Genomic DNA, 17,520 nt, shown 5'->3' on the forward strand with positions numbered 1-17,520 from the left:
ATCTCCGTGCGTTTTCCATTCGCGAAGGTGCAGTTCCGGTCCGACGGCGAGCTGCACGACCCGGCCGAGCGGCAGCGGGCGCTGGACATGGTCCGCGCTCCCGGCGTCACCGACGTGCTGCTGCTCTCGCACGGCTGGAACAACGACATGGCCGCCGCCGAGCGGCTGTACGAGAAGCTCGCCGAGAGTCTGGACGAGGTGCGACGGCCGCCGTCGATGCGGCTCGCGGTGATCGGTGTGCTGTGGCCATCGGTGCGGTGGGCCGAACCCGGGCTGCTCGCCGGGGGCGGGCTCGGGGCCGACGACGGCCAGGCGCTGCTCCGGGCCGAGATCGAGGAGACGGTGGAGGACGCGGAGATCGCGACAGCGCTCCAGGCGCTCGTCCCCGACCTGCACTCCCCCGGTGCCCAGGCGAGTTTCCTGGACCTGCTCCGCCGCTCCCTGCCCGCGCCCGCCGACGGCGACGAGGAACCGCCGCCCTCACTCCTCACCGACGGCGACCCGGAGGCCGCCTTCGACCTGGCCGCACAACCGCTCCCACTCGGCCTGCTCCCAGAAGCGCCCGGCGGCGCCGCCGGTGACGCGCTCGGTGGAGGGACCGCTGGAGGAGCCGCGCCGGGGCTCAGTGGAGGGGCCGGTGGAGGAGCCGGTGGGGGGCTCAATGGAGGGTCCGGGGCGGGGTCCGGTGGAGGAGCCAGTGGGGGGCTCGGTGGAGGGGCGGGTGGAGGGGCCGGTCTGCCGTCGTTCGGGGATGTGCTTCATGCCGGTCGGCTGCTGCTGAATACGACGACGTACTTCACGATGAAGGAGCGGGCCGGGACGGTCGGCTCGGTGGGGGTGGCCCGCCTGATGGACGACCTGGCCGCGCAGGCTCCCGGGGTTCGGCGGCATCTGGCCGGGCATTCGTTCGGGGCCCGGCTGGTGACGGCCGCGGCGCAGCGGCACGCGCCGGTGCATTCGGTCAGTCTGCTGCAGGCGGCTTTCAGCCATTACGCCCTGGCCACGGATTACTCGGGGACGAAGGACGGGCTGTTCCGGAACGTGCTGTCTCCCGGGCGGCTCGCGGGGCCCATGGTGATCACGCATACCGTCAACGACCGGGCGGTCGGGATCGCGTACGCGATCATCTCGCGGCTGGCCCAGCAGAACGCCTCCAGCGTGGGCGGCCCCGACGACAGCTACGGCGGAATCGGCCGCAACGGCGCACTGCGCACCCCGCAGGTGAGCGCGCCGCCGGACGAACTGCTACCCACGACCGGCGAGTACGACTTCCGCGCCGGCCGCGTCTACAACCTCAGATCCGACGACTTCATCCACGACCACGGCTCGGTGACGGGCCGCGAGGTCGCCAACGCGATGATGCAGGCGATGGCGCTCAGCCACCGTGATGGGTGAACGCCGCCCAGATGGACACGGCGGCGAAATCCTCCTCCGAATCCGGCGTGTCCGGCCCAAGCTCCTGGAGCAACGCCCGATCCCCCCGCAACATCCACACCTGCGCCATCCGCAACGCCTCCGCCGCATTCCCCACTTCTCGCAGGAAGTGATGAAAAATCGCCATCATGGTGCCGGTGCGGCAATCGTCGTCCAATGCCCAGCGGGAACCGACCACATCCGCGGCCCCCGCGGCGACGAGGGCGGTCGACAGGGTGAGGGCTTCGTCGAAGTCCTTATCCGACAGATCCGTCAAACACGCCGAGAGCACTACCAGCGACCCCGGTGCGGTGGCTTCCCGCAGAATCCGGCGCACCGGGAGTTCACCGTCGGCAAGCAGCAGGTGAGAGTGAGCTGAGGAGTAGCCGGACGCGCCATGCCCCGCGTAATGCACCACCGCCGCACTCCGAAGCGCCGCCAGGATGGCATCACCAGTCGCGGGCGCGGCCTCCTCCGACCCACGCCGCCACCGCCCAAGACGCACCGCCTCCGGGTAACTACTCCGCTGAATCTGCTCACACTCCCACCGCCCCCAGGCCAACGCCTCCCCAGCCGGATCTGCCACAATCACGGCAGAACCCCCGAAACCCCCGAAACCCCCGGTCTTCGCACGGCCAGTGGCCGTTCCCAAGCGACGCGCGGAGGCGGCGTAGGAGAACAAGGCACGCTCACACGCGTACCGGCCCTCCCAGCGGGCGGCGTGCCAGGGCACAGCCCCGGCCAGCCCCCAAGGCACCAGAATCACCCTCGGATCGTGGTCAACGCGCAGCCCCCGGAGAACGGGCGCGATCACCTCCTTGCCCGCCCAATCACAAACCGCCTCCAACGCGCTCTCCCAACGCACCCGGGCCGCCACCCGCTCCACCGCGTCGTCCTCCTCCAGCCCGCTGCTTAAACCGGACACGCCGGATTGCCCAGCAGGTCGGTGAATAGGGCCGCTGCTTGGGCGGTTCTCCGGACCGTTGTCAGAGCCGGGCCCACCGGGTCCCCCAGCAGGTGGGTGAAGAGGGCCGTTCTCCGGGACGTTGCTTGGGTCGTTCCCTGGGGCGCTACTTGGGGCGTGCGCCGGGGTGGTGTTCTGGCTTCGGAGGGCTCGTTCGGCGGAGACGAATTCGTGGATGTGGGTGCCCTCGCGGGTGTCCAGGCTGGGGAGGCGGAGTTGGAGGACTGTGCGGTCGGCGCGGATCAGGATGGCGTGGCCGGGGCCGTTGCGGGAGCGGGGTAGGAGGTGGACCAGTGCGTCCCAGCCGTTGGATCGGAGGTGGTCGGCGATTTCGTTCACGGTGGGGACGGCGAGTAGTCGGTGCTCCCCCGGGGTGTCGTGGAGTGCGTGTAACGCTCGGGCGCGGAGGGTGCTGGGGATGTCTACGTCGAGGTCGCCCGGCTGGTTGCCGCCGGTCGGGGTGGTGTGCAGGGCGGTGTCCCATTCCTCGGCCAGGTCGCCGGCGCCGGCCGCGCGGAGGAGGTCGCCCGTTTCCGTGGTCAGGGTGGCGGCGTGCAGGACCATGCCGCGGCCGAGTTCCAGTGCTTGGACGGCGGTCTGTTTGTCGCCGTCCTCCAGTGCCCATGAGGCCACTTCGACGGCGATTTCGGCGGCTTCTGTGGACATGTGCAACGAGCGTTCCGTACCGCTCTGGAGGAGGAGGTCGCCGTGGCGGGCGCGGAGGGATTCCAGCCCGGCCGCCACGGCCGGTGCGCCGTCGCCGTGCTGGCGGCGGGCTCTGCCGAGGTTGATGAGGATCTTGGCGGCCCAGCGGACTCCCGGTTCCGCTCTGGCTCGGTCGGCCGCCCGTTCCAGGAAGGTGACCGCTTCGTCGAGGTCCTCGCCGCCGTGTTCCCAGCTGCGGGCCATCAGTGCCATGCCCAGCACGCCGTCGGTCGGCAGGTGCGTGAGCAGGTAGGTGCCGGGCAGTGTCAGCGCCCGGCGGAGCAGCGCGATGCCCTCGTCCAGGGCTTGCGCGTCGCCCGCCATCCCCCGCTGAACCAGCAGGACGCCGTGGCGTTCCACGTCCAGGCGGTGGACCGGCTGGCTGGAGCCGTCGGCGGAGGGGTAGATCATCGGCGGGGGGCCCAGTTGGAGGGACAGGTCGCGATCGCCGTCGATGCCCTCCACGATCGCTTCGAGCACGGTCAGCATCTGGGCGGATTCCTCGTCCTGGACTCCCGCGCGGATGTCGCTGATCGCGTCGTGGGCCTCCGCCATGTCGTAGGTGACCATGGCGCGGTGCATCCGGACGTGTCCTCGTAGCGCGGCCACCGCTCCGGCGTACTCCGCGTCCTCCCCCGGGGGGACGGACCGGGCCAGCAGGTCGCAGCAGTGTTCGGCCCGGTCGAGGAACTCCAGCGAGTTGGTGGCCACGTAGCGTTCGACGAAGAGCGGGATCGCCGGGAAGCAGAGCATGAGCGCGCGGCCGTCCTCCTGTTCCTTGTCGATGAGGGCGGCCAGGTGGGTGGCGGCGGTGGTGACGTGGGAGCGGTCGCGCTCGATCCAGGATCGGACGCCGGCGGCGCAGGCGAGGGTCAGGTGGTCGGCGCCGGATCCGATGGCGGCCAGCAGGCGGGAGAAGTCGGCGGGCACCTCGTCGAGGAGCATCCCGGTGACCAGCGCGTGCAGCGTGAGGATCCTGGCCTCGTCGGACGACTCGGCCGAAGAACTTTCGAGGACCTCGGCCAGCAGGTCGAGGGCTTCGCCCAGCGATCCGGCGGCGGCCGGCGACTGCTGGACGGTGGCCAGAGTGCGGGCCAGCGGCAGGGCGAGGAGGCCGCGCCCCCGATGCCCGGCGGGCAGCGTGCCGAGGGCCCGTCTCAGGACCTGCGGCCCACGCTCTCCCGAAGCGGCGGCGGACAGCACAGCGCGAAGCGCGTCGAGCTGATCCCGCTCATCCGGGCCACCAGCCCGCGCCGTGCTGTTCGCCCCCACCTCGTCCGCATCACCCGGCCGCGCCACCACCTCGGCCTCACCGGCCCGCGCCGCCGCCACCTCGGCTGCGTCACCGGCCTTCACCACCACCTCGTCCTCACCAATCCGCGCCGTCGCCACCACCTCGGCCGCGCTGCGGGCGTCGCCGATGAGCAGGCTCATCGTCGCGTGTGAGAGTTGTGTTTCGAGATCGGCGGGGGCGAGCACGGCGGCGCGGCGGAGATGGGAGACCGCGGTTTCCGCGTCGTCGGGGTCGACGCCCGGGGGCAGCGAGTCCGCGAGGGCGGCGCGCGCGAAGTCCTCGGAGGAGCCGCCAACGATGAGTTCGGCGACCAGTTGATGTGCTCTGGCCAGCAATGCCACGAGGTCGTGCCCGGCCGACGCCATCGCCAGTCTGTCCTCAAGATCGCGAACTACCGTCCTGGCGGTGGCGAGATCGCCTTCCGCGGCGGCCTTGTAGAGGAGCAGGCTCGCTCGGTACAGCACCGCTTGCGGGAGGTCGGGATGCCCTGCGGGGAGGGTCGCGATCAGCTGATCGAGTTGGGGGAGATCGTCGAGGCCGTCCGTCATGGCGCAATCCGATCGACTTGAGCTGACTAAAGCGGTGAAGTCAACATCCAGTCCCAATATACGTAAGGAAAAGCCTTATGTGGGTAAGGCGGGCTTGGGTCCGCTTTCAGGCTATGAGCGTTCCCACAAGTCCCAGCGCCAGGCGATCCGCATGCCCACGCTTTCGTACAGGACGGTCGCTCCGGTCGGGTTTCCGGAATCGACGTTCAGCATCGCGTCCCGGAGGCCGCGCCCGGCGAAGGTGGCGAACGAAAGGCGCAGGAGGTGGGCGCCGATTCCGCGTCCCCGGTGGGAGGGCACGACCCCGACCTCGCCCACCCAGCCGCGGTCGTCTTCGGCGCTCGCGGTGAGAGCGCCGACGGGCCTTCCGTTGTCCCGCACCAGCAGCCAGAGCGCCGGATCGTGGTTCGGGTTTCCGACCGCTTCCTCGGCCCACTGGTCGTACGGCTCCGGGTGGTAACCCCAGTCACCGGCGAACGCCTCCTGAAGGACGGCGTGCACGGCCTCCAGATCACCTGGCGCGGCGATTCCGGTGATCTCGATTCCCGGCGGGGGCGGACCCGGCTCCTGGAGTTCGGCCAGGTCGATCCCCATGTACCAGAAGTGGCGGACCGGCCGCAGGCCCCGGGCCTGGAGGAGTGCGGCGGCGGCGTGGTCGTCCGCGTTCATCGAGTGGCGGAGGCGGGCCGCGGGAAGATCGCCCAGCAGTTCGCGGGCCCGCTCCTCGATCCGGTCCAGCAGCGCCGAGCCGATGCCCCGGCTCCGGTGCTCGGGGTGGACGGTTCCCCATGATCTGACGGCGCCGGGCTCCTCGGGGGACGCCTGGCCGTACCCGACGATCACGGCCGCGCCGTCGAGGGCCACCCATGCGTCGGTGGCGAGGTCGAAGCCGGTCCGGGCCCACTCGGCGCCCACGAATCCGGCGCCCAGGATGCTCTGTCCGGCGCCGAGATCATCGGCGATGAGCACGGCGGCCACCGCGGCCAGATCGTCCGGTGTCGGCGCGCGGAATTCGTACCCGGCGGGCGAAATCACGCCCCGGAAACTACCACCGGCGGGAAGGCGCGGCGACCGAGTTTTTGGGGGCCTTCAACGGCTTCGTGCGGTGAATTGGGACGGTGGTTGACGCGGACCGTGTGACGGCTGAGGCTGCGTGAGAGATGCGAGTGATCCGAGGGAGAGGGAACCCAGATGCCGCACATCACGTTGACTTCCGGCGAGCCGGGAATCCGTGGGCTGTTCAGATTCCGGCCGGAAACGGCGCGTCCGCTCAACGAGCTGGTGGAGAGTCTGCTGCGCGCGGACAACACGCTGTCGCGCGGCGAGCGGGAGCTGATCGCCGCCTATGTCTCGGCGCTCAACGAGTGCCGTTACTGCTTCTCCTCGCACGCGGCGTACGCGGCGGCGCAGCTGGAGGGCGGGATGGCGCTGGTGGAGCAGGTCCGCGCCGACGTGGGGGCCGCGCCGATCTCGGTCAAGATGAAGGCGCTGCTGGCCATCGCGGCGTCGGTGCAGCAGGGCGGGCTGAACGTCACCGAGAAACTCGTGGCCGCCGCGCGCGAAACGGGCGCGACCGACGTGGAGATCCACGACACGGTGCTGATCGCCGCCGCCTTCTGCATGTTCAACCGGTACGTCGACGGGCTGGCCACGATCGCCCCCGACGACCCGGACTCCTACGCCGTCCGGGCTGAGCGGATCGTCTCCATCGGCTACCTGGGACTGCTGGAGGAAGCCCAGAACAAGTCAAGCTGACCGGCGAACCCACCGGACGCGAAAACTCCGAAGGGCGCGCTGACCATTAAGGCGCACATCTGATTCGTGCACTCACCCTCGAAGGCCGTCCGAATGTTCCGGCGGCTCCGCGGGCAGGTTGCGAGCCTGCCGGGCGCTCCGTAAATCACTGGCGCGCTCGACGAAGAACCGGACTTGGAGCCGCCCGGCCATTGGTGTCGGGCGGCACCCGCGGCCGTACCCGGCTCGGCGAAGTAACGCGCCGGGTGTTCCGTCAGGAAGAATGCAAGACCACGAACTAGTCGCCCACCGTTAGTGGGCCGCCTCGTAGGCTTCGAGGATGGTGGCGGCGATACGGCCGCGCTCGTTCACCGGGTGGTTGTTGGCCTTGGCCCATTCTCTGATCTCCTGGGACTTCTCCCGGCTCAGCTTGCTCTCGCCGCCGCCGGACCGGCGACCGCGGGCGGGCCTGGCCTCGCGGACGAGTCGCCCATTGGCGATGTAGGGTGCCAGGAATTTCTCCAGCTTGTCCTTGTTGCCCTGGGCGAGGTCGATCTCAAAGGTGTCCTTGCCCCAGCCGAACCGGTAGGTGGCGGCACCCTGAGTGCCGTCCAAGTCGTCGGTGACCTGCTCAATGACCTGCTTGGCCATGATCTACTCCTCATGCTGCCGTGATATTTGCAATACCCTAACGCCTCAACAGGGCTGACCAAAAACTGGGAGGACCATTCCTTCCGCAAAGAAACTCCCTGCCGCTTCTTCACAGTGCCAACCTTGCCGATGGTTATGGCCCGCGGGGGCGTAACCGCCGGAGAAATCGAAGCCGAGCTTTCGAAATGTGCCCGGTTTCGCCTCACTGCTGCCGGATGGGTACACGGCGGCGCGCACAGGTGTGCCCGGGGTGGGCTAACCTGCCCGACTTGAGGGGTCCTCGCATTTCTCCGGGCCCAGCCGACACAAGGAAGACGGACGAGATGACCAATCAGACTGGCCAGGCCGGCCTGCGGGGCAAGACCGTGGTGATCACTGGCGCCAGCGCCGGTGTCGGCGCCGCCGCCGCACGGCGGATGGCCGAGCTCGGCGCGACCGTGGCCGTGGTCGGCAGGTCGCCGGAGAAGACGGCGGCGGTCGCGCGCTCGATCGGCACCGAGCCGATCATCGCCGACTTCGGCCGCCTGGCGGACGTGCGGGCGCTCGCGGAGACCCTGCTCACCCGCTACCCGGTCATCGACGTCCTGGCCAACAACGCCGGGGGCACCATCGCCCGCCGGACCGTCACCGAGGACGGCCACGAGATGACCTTCCAGGTCAACCATCTGGCCCCGTTCCTGCTCACGCATCTGCTGCTGGACCGGCTGACCGAGACCCCCGACGCCCGGGTGATCGCGACGAGCAGCCAGGCGCACGGCATGGGCCGCGTCGACCTGGACGACCTCGACAGCTCGCGCGGATACCGCTCCTTCCCCGTCTATGGGACGACGAAGCTGGAGAACATCCTCTTCACCCGTGAACTGGCCCGGCGCACGCAGGGCACCAGCGTCACCGCGACCGCTTTCCACCCCGGTGTCGTCGCCAGCGACTTCTACCGGGGCTACGGCCTGGCGGGCCGGATCATGCGCTCCCCGATCGGCAGGGCCGTCACCGTCACCCCCGAGAAGGCGGCCGAAGCACTGGTACGGCTGGCCACCACACCCGATCCGAAGTCGGTCAACGGCGCCTACTTCAACCTGCTCAGGCGGCGAGAGCCCAAGTATCGCCAGTCCGGCGACCCCGAACTCGCCCGCCGCCTGTGGGAGCGCTCGGCCGCGATGCTCGGCATCACCGCCACCGAGCCCCTGACCAGCTGACCGCTATGTCCCGTCGGCCGTGATCAAACTAAGGTGACCTTGCCGTACAAGCCGAAGGGACCAGATCATGGGTGCACAGTCCGCGGGCCGTTTCGGGATAGTGGGCAGCGGGTGGCGTTCGGAGTTCTTCCTCCGCCTGGCCAGGCGGTTGCCCGAGCGGCTGTCGGTGTCGGGCGTGGTGACCAGGTCGGCCGGGCGGGGAGCCGAGGTCGAGGCCCGCTGGGGAGTGCCCACGTTCCGCTCCGTCGGCGAGATGCTCGCGGCGGAACGCCCTGAATTCGTCATCCCGTCAGTGCCGTGGCCGGTCACCCCGGCGGTGACCAAGGAGCTCGTGGGATTCGAGCTCCCGGTGCTGGCCGAGACCCCGCCCGCCGCCGACCTGGAGGGGCTGCGCGACCTGTGGCGGGCGGTCGGTTCCAGCGGTCTGGTCCAGGTCGCGGAGCAGTACCTGCACATGCCCGGTCACGCGGCGAGGCTGGCGCTGGTCCGCGAGGGGGTCATCGGCCAGGCGACCTCCGTCCAGGTGTCCTCCACCCACCTCTACCACGCCGTGTCGATGGTCAGGCATCTGCTCGGCGTCGGCTTCCAGGAGGCCACCGTCAGCGCCCGCTCGTTCGCCGCGCCACTCGTGGACCCCGTGTCGAGGGACGGCTGGTCCGGCGACCTGACGCCGAAGCCGGCCTCCACCACGATCGCCACGCTGGAGTTCGCCGGCGGCATGGGCCTGTACGACTTCACCGACAACCAGTGGTGGAATCCGCTGCGCGGCCGGCGGATCGTCATCCGGGGCTCGCTGGGCGAGGTGGTGGACGACCGGGTCGTGCGCATGGTCGAGCCAGGCGCCGCGGTGGAATCGCACCTGATCCGACGCCAGACCGGGATCGATCTGAACCTGGAGGGTTTCGACCTGGATCACATCAGCTTCGACGGGCGGGTGGTCTACAGGAATGGCTATCAGGGCGCCCGGTTCTCCGAGGACGACCTGGCCGTCGTCAGTCTGCTGTGCCAGATGACGGCCTGGTGCCGGGGCGAGGCCGCGGAGCCGTACCCGTTGGCCGACGGATGCCAGGACCACTTGATCAGCCTGGCGATCGGAGAATCCCTGAGCTCCGGGACGAGCGTCACCACCAGCCGTGAAGCCTGGGCCTGAGCTGAACATTTCACGCGGGCCGGGAGCTCTGCCAGCTCAGGTTCGCCGGAGACGAAGGGGAATGGCGGCGGTCTGTCGTCGATGCGATGCTTCCCGCAACTTCGCTGCCCGGGGAGTTCCTCGATGAAGATCAGACGAATGCTCGTCGCGTTGGTGCTCGGGGCGGGCGTGATGCTCGGCGCGCCCGGTCCCGCGGACGCCGCCGCGACCACGGTCTCGTACCGCATGGCCGCCAGTTGGGGGCTCGGCTTCCAGGCGCAGCTGACCGTGACGCCGAGCGCCGCCGTGACCAGCTGGACGATCGAGTTCGATCTCGCCGCTCAGCAGGTGGTCACCGCGGCGTTCTTCGCCGATTTCACGCAGACCGGCCAGCATGTCGTTCTGTCCAACCGGCCGTTCAATGGCGCCGTTCCGGCGGGTGGCGCGCTCAGTCTGGGGATTCAGGTCGGCAATCCGGGTCTGATCAATGTGCCGCCCGGCGCTTTCACGTTCAATGGCCAGCCCGCGACGTACACGCCCGAGCCTTACCTGCTCGCGAGCATCGCGCGGGTGCAGATCCCCGAGGGCGGGACCGTGTCGTTCAATGTGCGGATCAGCCAGATACCGGTTTCGCCCATCGTCGTCGAATTGGGCGGCGGCGATGCGAGCCAGGCGGTCGTCGTGACGCCGCGGCAGCTCACCTTCTCCAATAATCCGAGGTTCTGGAACCTCCCGCAGACGGTCGTCGTCACCAGGCTCGACGACCCGGGCGCAAATGGCCAGTCCGTGTTCATTCCGATCACCCAGTGGAACGGTAAGCCGGGTTATGCCATGGAGGCGGTCATCGCCGATCTGATCGGCTAGACCATCGGGCGGTAAAAGATGATTTCCCAGTGGGATGGGCTATCTGGCCCAGCTGGGGGAATCGCTTGGCCCGGCCCCGGAGATAACGCCCCTGCCAGGAGAAACTTACGGGGACGGGGCAGATTATGGATTCGGCTGGGGGCCCGGCCACCGGGCTGCGCGACGCGGCGGGGGTGCGGGACGCCGCCGTCATGGCGGACGGCGACGGGGTGCGGGCGGCGGCGTCGGCGCGGGTGGCCGGGCACAGTCAGCAGCGGCGGCGGAACATCGCCGTCCTGGCCGAGCCGGGCGGGATGGCCCGGGCGGACGAGCCGATCCGGGTGGCCACCCGGATCGACCGGCTCAGCCGGCACTACCGGGATGTGCGGCCGGTCAGCCCGCGCGCGATCGCGGCGGGGGATCCGGCCGCGATCGCGTCCGCGGAGGCGGTGCTGGAGCGGATCATCCAGACCGATGATCTGCTCGCGGTGGGTTACCTGGAGGGCGGGGTGGCGGCGGCGCGGGCGGTGGGCCGGATCGTCATCCGCGATCAGCGGGGGCGGGTGGCCGGGTTCGGGACGGGTTCGCTGGTCTCGCCGGAGTTGCTGCTGACCAACCATCATGTGCTGGGGGACGCCGGGATCGCGGCGACCAGCGGCGTCGAGTTCGACTTCCAGGACGGCGTCGACGGCCGGCCGCTGCCGCTGCGGGAGTTCGGCCTGGATCCCGGCCGGTTCTTCTTCGCCGACCGGGAGCTGGACTTCGCGCTGGTGGCGGTGAAGGCCGGGCCGGGTGAGCTGGCCCGGTTCGGGTTCAACCCGCTGGTGGAGGCCGAGGGCAAGGCCATCGTCGGGGACTTCGTCACGATCATCCAGCATCCGCGCGGGGAGAAGAAGCAGATCGCGCTGCGGGAGAACCGCATCGTCGACGTCCTGGACCTGTTCCTGCACTACCGGACGGACACCGAGCCGGGCTCGTCGGGCTCGCCGGTGTTCAACGACCAGTGGGAGGTCGTCGCCCTGCACCATGCCGGGGTGCCCGCCCCCGACCAGGCCGGCGGCGTCATCAACGAGGGTGTGCGGGTCAGCCGGTTGCTGGCCATGCTGCGCGCCCGGCCGTTCCCGCCCGCCCAGCAGGCGCTGATCGAGCGGCTGTTCACCGGGCAGGCGGCCCCGTCGATGATCCCGCCGCTGCCCGACCAGCCTGCGGCCGATGGGATGTCGCCGCAGACGATCTCACTGACGGTGCCTTTCGATGTACGGCTGCGCTGCGACCGTGACGACGCGAGCGCACCGGGGCGAACGACGAACGGGGAGGCTGTCCGGATCGACCCGGACTACACCAGCCGGGAAGGGTATGACCCTGATTTCCTGAGCCCGCAGCATCAGGTGCCGTTGCCGGTCCTGCACCCGGACCTGGTCCCGCTGGCCGCCGGCGGCCCCGGCTACGTGCTGCCGTACCACCACTTCAGCGTGGTGATCAACAAGAAGCGGCGGCTGGCCTTCTACACCGCCGTCAACATCGACGGCGCCACCAGCCAGCGCCTGCGCCGCGAGCCGGACCGCTGGACCTTCGACCCCCGGCTGCCCGAGGACGAGCAGACCGGGGAGAGCGTCTACCGCGACAACCCGCTCGACCGCGGCCACCTGGTCCGCCGGCTCGACCCGGCCTGGGGAGGCTCCCGTACGGTGGCCAAGTCCGCCAACGACGACACCTTCCACTTCACCAACTGCACGCCGCAGCATCAGGACTTCAACCAGAACCAGACCACCTGGGCGGGGCTGGAGGACTACATCCTGGAGAACGCCGACAACCGGGACCTGCGGGTGAACGTGTTCACCGGGCCGATCCTGGCCGCCGACGACGATCCCTACCGGGGCGTCCAGCTGCCCCGCCAGTTCTGGAAGGTCGTCGCCATGGTCACCCAGGCGGGCGAGCTGTCGGCGACCGCGTACCTGCTCAGCCAGCAGGAACTCATCGACGGCCTGGAGATCGCACCCGAGCGGTTCTCCTACGGCGCGTACCAGACCTACCAGGTGCCGGTACGGCGGGTCGAGGAACTCACCCGGCTGGCCTTCGGCCCGCTCGCCGAAGCCGACCCTTTCACCCGCACCGAAGCGGACGCCCCGGCCAAGGAGATCAGCCACTTCCACCAGCTCGTCCTCTGAAGCCCGCGCGTAGCGCGCGAAGAACGCTCGGATGCGGCATTCGCATCCGAGCGTCCCGGCCGAATCGGCGCCATGCTCAGGCGTCCTTGAACGTCGCGTAGACGATCAGCAGCGGGAGACGTGTGGGGCTTGTCCCGTCCCTTACTCAACCGACCCGGTGATGTTGAAGTTGTCCCGGAAGACGTTGTCGGGGTCGTGCCGTGCTTTCAGGGCGCGCAGCCGCCGAAGCGTCTCGGCGGGGTAGGCGTCCGTGAGCCGCTCGGGGCGCAGGTCGGTCTCGAAGTTGAGGTACAGGCCGGAGAAGTGCCCGGCCATCGCGTCCCAGACCCGGTCCAGGCGGGTACGGCTCGCGCCGAACGCGACCACCTGGAAGTTCGCCGAACGATGCGCGTACGCCGTGGCGTCCGGGGCGACGTCGGCCACCGCCCCGCCGACCGAACGGATCTGGAAGAAGTAGGCCTCCCCACTCATGATCAGTTCCGTCGCCGCCGCGGCGAATTCCGGGGTGATGTGCTCGACCAGCCCGGACCGGGTCACCGGCTCGCCCTGACCGTTGTGCGTGCCCCGCGGCACGTGCATGATCTCGGCGTACGGCAGCCGCTGAATCGTGTGGTCCAGCAGCGGCCCGGCATCGGCCAGCGGCTGCAGCCGATCGAGGATCGTCTCGGTGTCGTCGCTGTCGACCGCGGCCATCACCTGCGCGAGAACGGGCTGACCCGGCCGCGGCGGCCCCATGATGAGGAAACTGGTGAGATCCCGTGGCGCGGCCTCGACCGCGGCCCCCCAGCGCTCCAGGAACCCGGCGGTGTCCCCCGCGTCGAACACCAGCCGGCCGAACCCCACGTCGCCGACCTCGTCGGCCTCGAACTCGAACGAGGTGACGATCCCGAAGTTCGCGCCGGCTCCGCGTACCGCCCAGAACAGGTCGGGGTTCTCGGTCTCGCTGGCGCGGGTGACGGTCCCGTCGGCGAGGACCATGTCGACGGCGCGCAGATGGTCGATGGTCAGGCCGTGCTCGCGGACCAGCCAGCCGATCCCGCCCGAGGTGGCCAGCCCGCCGACGCCGACGCCCCCGTAGTCGCCGGAGCTGAGCGCCCACCCGTGCGGGGCGAGCGCGGCGGCGACGTCGCTCCAGCGGGCGCCCGGCTCGACGCGGATCCTGCGCGTCTCCTTGTCCAGGACCTCGATCTGGTGGAGTTCCGCCAGATCGATGACGATGCCGCCGCGGTTGGTGGAGCGTCCGCTGATGCCGTGCCCGCCGCTGCGGATCGACAGCTTCACCGGCTGCCGCCGCGCGAAGCCCAGCGCGTCGGCCACCTCGGGCACGGTCCGTGGCCGCAGGACCAGGCCGGGCGCCCCGCCCCGGAGGTAGGTGGACCGGACGGCGGCGTATCCGGCGTCGCCCGGTTCGATAGCCGCGCCCGCCAGCGAGGGCGGGAGGTCGTCGTAGGCGATGTCCGCCTCGCGGCGTGAGCGGACACTGGAAACTGAGGACTTGACCGTCCCGCGTTCGGCGGCGACCAGTTCCCGCAGCGCGGGAGCGACCTCCTGGCCGAAGACCTGGATGGCGGCCGGATCGTCACCCATCAGGATGTAGCCGGAGAATCCGTGCTCCAGGGTCAGCATCGCCAGCTGCTCGACCCACTGCTCCGGCGGCCCGGACAGGCCGCCGATGTTCAGCAGGCGGCGGACCGCCGCCGGGTCGCGCCCCGCTTCCGCGGCGGCCGTGTCGATGATCGCGTTGCTTTCCGCGATCCCGTCCAGACCGCCCTCCAGGTACGCCAGGGTCGGCAGCCACCCGTCGGCCTTGGCACCGGTCAGGCGGAGCATCTTCGGCTTGTACGCCCCCAGCCAGATCTTGATGTCATGCGCCGGGGCAGGCCCGCGCTTGGCGCCGTCGACCTGGTAGTACGTGCCGTCCACCCGCAGAATCGACGGATTGCCGGCATCCCAGACCCCGCGGATGACGTCGATGGCCTCACTGAGGGCCCGCACACCCTGCCCCGGTGTCAGCCGCCGCCCGCCCATCGCGCCGATCGCCTCCCAGAAGCCGCCCGCGCCCAGGCCGAGCTCGAACCGGCCGCCGGACAGCAGGTCGAGGCTGGCCGCCGCCCGCGCGAGCACGGCGGGCGGGCGCAGCGGCAGGTTGAGGACGTTCGCCGAGACGTGGATCCGCTCGGTCCGCGCGGCGACGTAGGACAGCAGCGTCCAGGTGTCCAGGAATCCGGGCTGGTACGGGTGGTCCTGGAAGGTCGCCAAGTCGAGTCCGGCGGCTTCCGACGCCCGCGCCAGGCCTACGACCTGCTGCGGCGCGTTGTTGGCCGGGGTGATGAAGGACCCGAAGATCAGGTCATGGCCGTAGTCGGGCATCGGTACGCCTCTCCGCCGAGCAAGACGCTCCGCATCCAGATGAGTTGTCCCACAAACTATATTCATCGCAGATGTTTTGTCTAACAGCGCTTGTGCGGCTACTATTTCGGCATGAGCGGCATGGCATCCCAGCGGCGGAGCGGCCCGGGCGTGCACACAGAAGGCGACTTCGGCTGGCATCTGGGCGTGCTGCTGGCGGCCTACCACGGCTCCGTCTCACCACTGCTCGGCGAACTCCCGCACGCCACCCGCGGCTACCAGATCCTGTCCACAGTGGTCCACGGCGACCAGCCCACCCAGGCGGCCCTCGCCGCCCACCTGGGCATCGACCGCACCGTGATGACCTACCTCATCGACGACCTCGCCAAGGCCGGCCTGGTCGAACGCCGGCTGAACCCGGCCGACCGCCGGGCCCGCAAGATCGTCGTCACCCCGCTGGGCGCCAAGACTCTCGCCGAACTCGAACAGCGGGTCCGCGAAGCGGAGGAGACCCTCCTGGCCGGGCTCGACGACGCGCAGCGGGCGACCTTCCGCGACCTGCTACGCCACCTGGCCTGCGGCCTCCGCGACATCGAACCGCAGGTCGACCCGTGCACGGCCGCCGAGCATCTGCTGCCGCCCGCCTAGCGTTGGGTGGACCGGTCACGGCAACAGGATCACTTTGCCGTTGACCGTACGGGATTCGGCGAAAGTCAGTGCCGCGGCCACCTCCTCAAGGGGGTAGCGCGCGGCGATGTTGGGCTTCAGGGTCCCGTCGGCGAGCAGGGCGAACACGTGTCCCAGGTCTTCTTCGAGGCGCTCGCGGAAGCGGGCCGGTCGCGTCCGGTGGCCTGCCCACAGATCGTAGAACGTCGCGCGGTGCCCGTTCGGCAGCGCGTTCCACAGCAGCACCCGGCTGAGGGCTTTCACGAACGGCAGCACCAGGCCGCCGGTGTCACCGACCCCCGCGATGATGGCGTAACAGACCAGGGCCCCGCGCGGCGCCGGCAGCCCGTAGGAGACGCGCGTCATGGGCCCGCCGATGTTGTCGAACACCGCGTCCACACCCCGGGGGGACAGCTCCCGGACGCGGTCGGCGAGGTTCGGGTCGTTGTAGTCGACGGGTTCGACGCCGGCCGCCCTGAGCGCGTCGTGATGGCGGGGGGACGCCGCCCCGATGACCCGGATTCCCGCGTGCTGTCCCAGTTGGATGAGGATTCCGCCCACGCCGCCGTTGGCGCCGTGCACGAGGATGGTCTGACCGGGTTGGACGCGCGCCGCCCGGTGCAGCATCTGCCACGCGGTCACTCCGTTGACCACGACGGTCTCCGCGTCGGCCGGATCGACGCCGGCCGGCACCAGGACGCTGTCGCGTGCCTCGACCACCGCGTGAGTGGCCCAGCCGCCGGTCTTGGTCAGCGTCGCGACTCTCGCGCCGATGAGCGAGGCGTCCACCTTGGGGCCGACCTGGAGGACCGTACCGACCAGGTCGTATCCGGGGACGAAGGGGAACTTCGGCTGCCCGAAGTAACGGCCGCGGCGCATCGCCTGCTCGGCGTAGGAGATGCCGGTCGCTTCGACGGCGAGGAGGAGCTGTCCCGGGCCCGGGACGTCCAGCGGCCCGGTTTCGAGGATCAGGCCGTCGGGCTCCACGAGGCCGGGCAGAACGACTCTCCTGGCCGAGGTGGGGATAGGCGTCAGACGTACGGCGTCACCAGCGAGCGCAGCAGGCCGGGCCATCGGGGACCGTTGTGGACCCGTTCGGGTACCAGATAGCGGTAAGGACCGACGGGGCGGATCTCGTCGTCACGCACTGGCAGCACGACGAGCTCCAGCGAGAACGGTTGCGCCGTGCGGCCCAGCTCGTGCTCGGCCTCGGCCACCACCTGGCCGGTCGGCACCTTCTCATCCAGATGCAGGCCAGACGCCAGGCCGGCGCTCTTGCGGGCGTTGTGCCAGCGATGGGCCTCCTCCCAGCCTCCGGCCACGGCCTGCCGCAGCGCGGGGAAACCATGAAGGCCGGAGAAGGCGGGCGGTGCGAATGACCACTCCACCGGCGGGTTCTGACGATCCAACGGCAAGGTCGTCGAGGGGGCGGTGACCAGGGACCGCCACCAGGCCAACCAGCCCTCGGTCAGTTCCGCGGCGTCCGACGGGGCCGCACGCCGGTCCGGCGGCGGCTCGACATCCATCGGCCCGGGTACGACGCCCCCCACCTCCACCTGGATGCGTTCGGCGGCGCGGAACCACAGCGCCATGTCGTGCGACCTCGACCACCGGTCAACGCTGATGCGCCACGACATCGAACCAGCTCGCTGCATCGCCCCCACCTACGACCGCCGACCTTCGGGTCATTCTCCCCACGACAGGTTCACCTGCGATAGCCATGCCGGACATTACGTTGGCCGACGCGATACCACTAGCCCCAGCCTTTGAGCGCACCGCTTCCCCCGGGCCCCCGACGTGATCACTCCAGATCTTGCCACCCCCAGCGGGCGGCGGCGCTGCCATCGGGTTCCCGCCCGA

At 70.1% G+C, this 17,520-nt stretch carries 13 protein-coding genes; 7 read left to right on the forward strand and 6 right to left on the reverse strand.

Annotation, left to right across the window (positions count from 1 at the left end; all coding sequences use genetic code 11):
- Positions 1–6 precede the first annotated feature (6 nt).
- On the forward strand, positions 7–1,395 hold the full coding sequence (locus Acor_RS12290) for a hypothetical protein (protein ID WP_155336728.1): 1,389 nt from the start codon (positions 7–9) through the stop codon (positions 1,393–1,395).
- On the opposite strand, the gene Acor_RS12295 is transcribed toward Acor_RS12290, so the two are convergent.
- Together Acor_RS12295 and Acor_RS12300 are read right to left on the reverse strand one after the other, a co-directional pair.
- The gene (locus Acor_RS12295; protein ID WP_155336729.1) at positions 1,376–4,924 is read right to left on the reverse strand and encodes a CHAT domain-containing protein; all 3,549 of its coding nucleotides are present in this window, start codon (positions 4,922–4,924) and stop codon (positions 1,376–1,378) included. The genes Acor_RS12290 and Acor_RS12295 overlap by 20 nt on opposite strands.
- Positions 4,925–5,035: 111 nt before the next feature.
- A complete protein-coding gene (locus tag Acor_RS12300; RefSeq protein WP_155336730.1) occupies positions 5,036–5,959 on the reverse strand; it encodes a GNAT family N-acetyltransferase in 924 nt (307 codons plus the stop codon).
- A gap of 156 nt (positions 5,960–6,115) precedes the next feature.
- Here Acor_RS12300 and Acor_RS12305 point away from each other — a divergent pair, with 156 nt between their 5' ends.
- Positions 6,116–6,679 carry a carboxymuconolactone decarboxylase family protein gene (locus tag Acor_RS12305; protein WP_155336731.1) on the forward strand — a complete coding sequence of 188 codons (564 nt, stop codon included), beginning with the start codon at positions 6,116–6,118 and terminating at the stop codon, positions 6,677–6,679.
- A 291-nt stretch (positions 6,680–6,970) separates the two neighbouring features.
- Here Acor_RS12305 and Acor_RS12310 read toward each other — a convergent pair whose 3' ends face one another.
- A complete protein-coding gene (locus Acor_RS12310; protein ID WP_155336732.1) occupies positions 6,971–7,309 on the reverse strand; it encodes a histone-like nucleoid-structuring protein Lsr2 in 339 nt (112 codons plus the stop codon).
- A 323-nt stretch (positions 7,310–7,632) separates the two neighbouring features.
- Between Acor_RS12310 and Acor_RS12315 the strand changes: the two genes are divergently transcribed.
- From Acor_RS12315 to Acor_RS12330, 4 genes are all read left to right on the forward strand, one after another.
- A complete protein-coding gene (locus tag Acor_RS12315; protein ID WP_155336733.1) occupies positions 7,633–8,505 on the forward strand; it encodes an SDR family NAD(P)-dependent oxidoreductase in 873 nt (290 codons plus the stop codon).
- A 67-nt stretch (positions 8,506–8,572) separates the two neighbouring features.
- Positions 8,573–9,655 (forward strand): Gfo/Idh/MocA family protein, encoded by a 1,083-nt coding sequence (locus Acor_RS12320; RefSeq protein WP_155336734.1) that lies wholly within the window; start codon positions 8,573–8,575, stop codon positions 9,653–9,655.
- Between the two features lie 123 nt (positions 9,656–9,778).
- On the forward strand, positions 9,779–10,498 hold the full coding sequence (locus tag Acor_RS12325; protein ID WP_170316891.1) for a cellulose binding domain-containing protein: 720 nt from the start codon (positions 9,779–9,781) through the stop codon (positions 10,496–10,498).
- A 125-nt stretch (positions 10,499–10,623) separates the two neighbouring features.
- A complete protein-coding gene (locus Acor_RS12330; protein WP_218034245.1) occupies positions 10,624–12,645 on the forward strand; it encodes a DNA/RNA non-specific endonuclease in 2,022 nt (673 codons plus the stop codon).
- Positions 12,646–12,786: 141 nt separating this feature from the next.
- On the opposite strand, the gene Acor_RS12335 is transcribed toward Acor_RS12330, so the two are convergent.
- The gene (locus tag Acor_RS12335; protein WP_155336736.1) at positions 12,787–15,015 is read right to left on the reverse strand and encodes an LLM class flavin-dependent oxidoreductase; all 2,229 of its coding nucleotides are present in this window, start codon (positions 15,013–15,015) and stop codon (positions 12,787–12,789) included.
- A 111-nt stretch (positions 15,016–15,126) separates the two neighbouring features.
- On the opposite strand from Acor_RS12335, the gene Acor_RS12340 reads away from it, so the two are divergent.
- Positions 15,127–15,642, forward strand: a complete 516-nt coding sequence (locus Acor_RS12340) for a MarR family winged helix-turn-helix transcriptional regulator (RefSeq protein ID WP_246238606.1) — start codon at positions 15,127–15,129, stop codon at positions 15,640–15,642.
- 15 nt (positions 15,643–15,657) lie between these two features.
- On the opposite strand, the gene Acor_RS12345 is transcribed toward Acor_RS12340, so the two are convergent.
- Together Acor_RS12345 and Acor_RS12350 are read right to left on the reverse strand one after the other, a co-directional pair.
- Positions 15,658–16,734, reverse strand: coding sequence for a medium chain dehydrogenase/reductase family protein (locus Acor_RS12345; protein ID WP_155336737.1), 1,077 nt, complete (start codon positions 16,732–16,734; stop codon positions 15,658–15,660).
- Positions 16,692–17,252: a hypothetical protein gene (locus tag Acor_RS12350; RefSeq protein WP_155336738.1), complete on the reverse strand. Its 561-nt coding sequence runs from the start codon at positions 17,250–17,252 to the stop codon at positions 16,692–16,694. The genes Acor_RS12345 and Acor_RS12350 overlap by 43 nt, the downstream gene beginning before the upstream one ends.
- Positions 17,253–17,520: the final 268 nt, after the last annotated feature.

This window comes from Acrocarpospora corrugata (assembly GCF_009687845.1).
Taxonomy (GTDB): Bacteria; Actinomycetota; Actinomycetes; order Streptosporangiales; family Streptosporangiaceae; genus Acrocarpospora; species Acrocarpospora corrugata.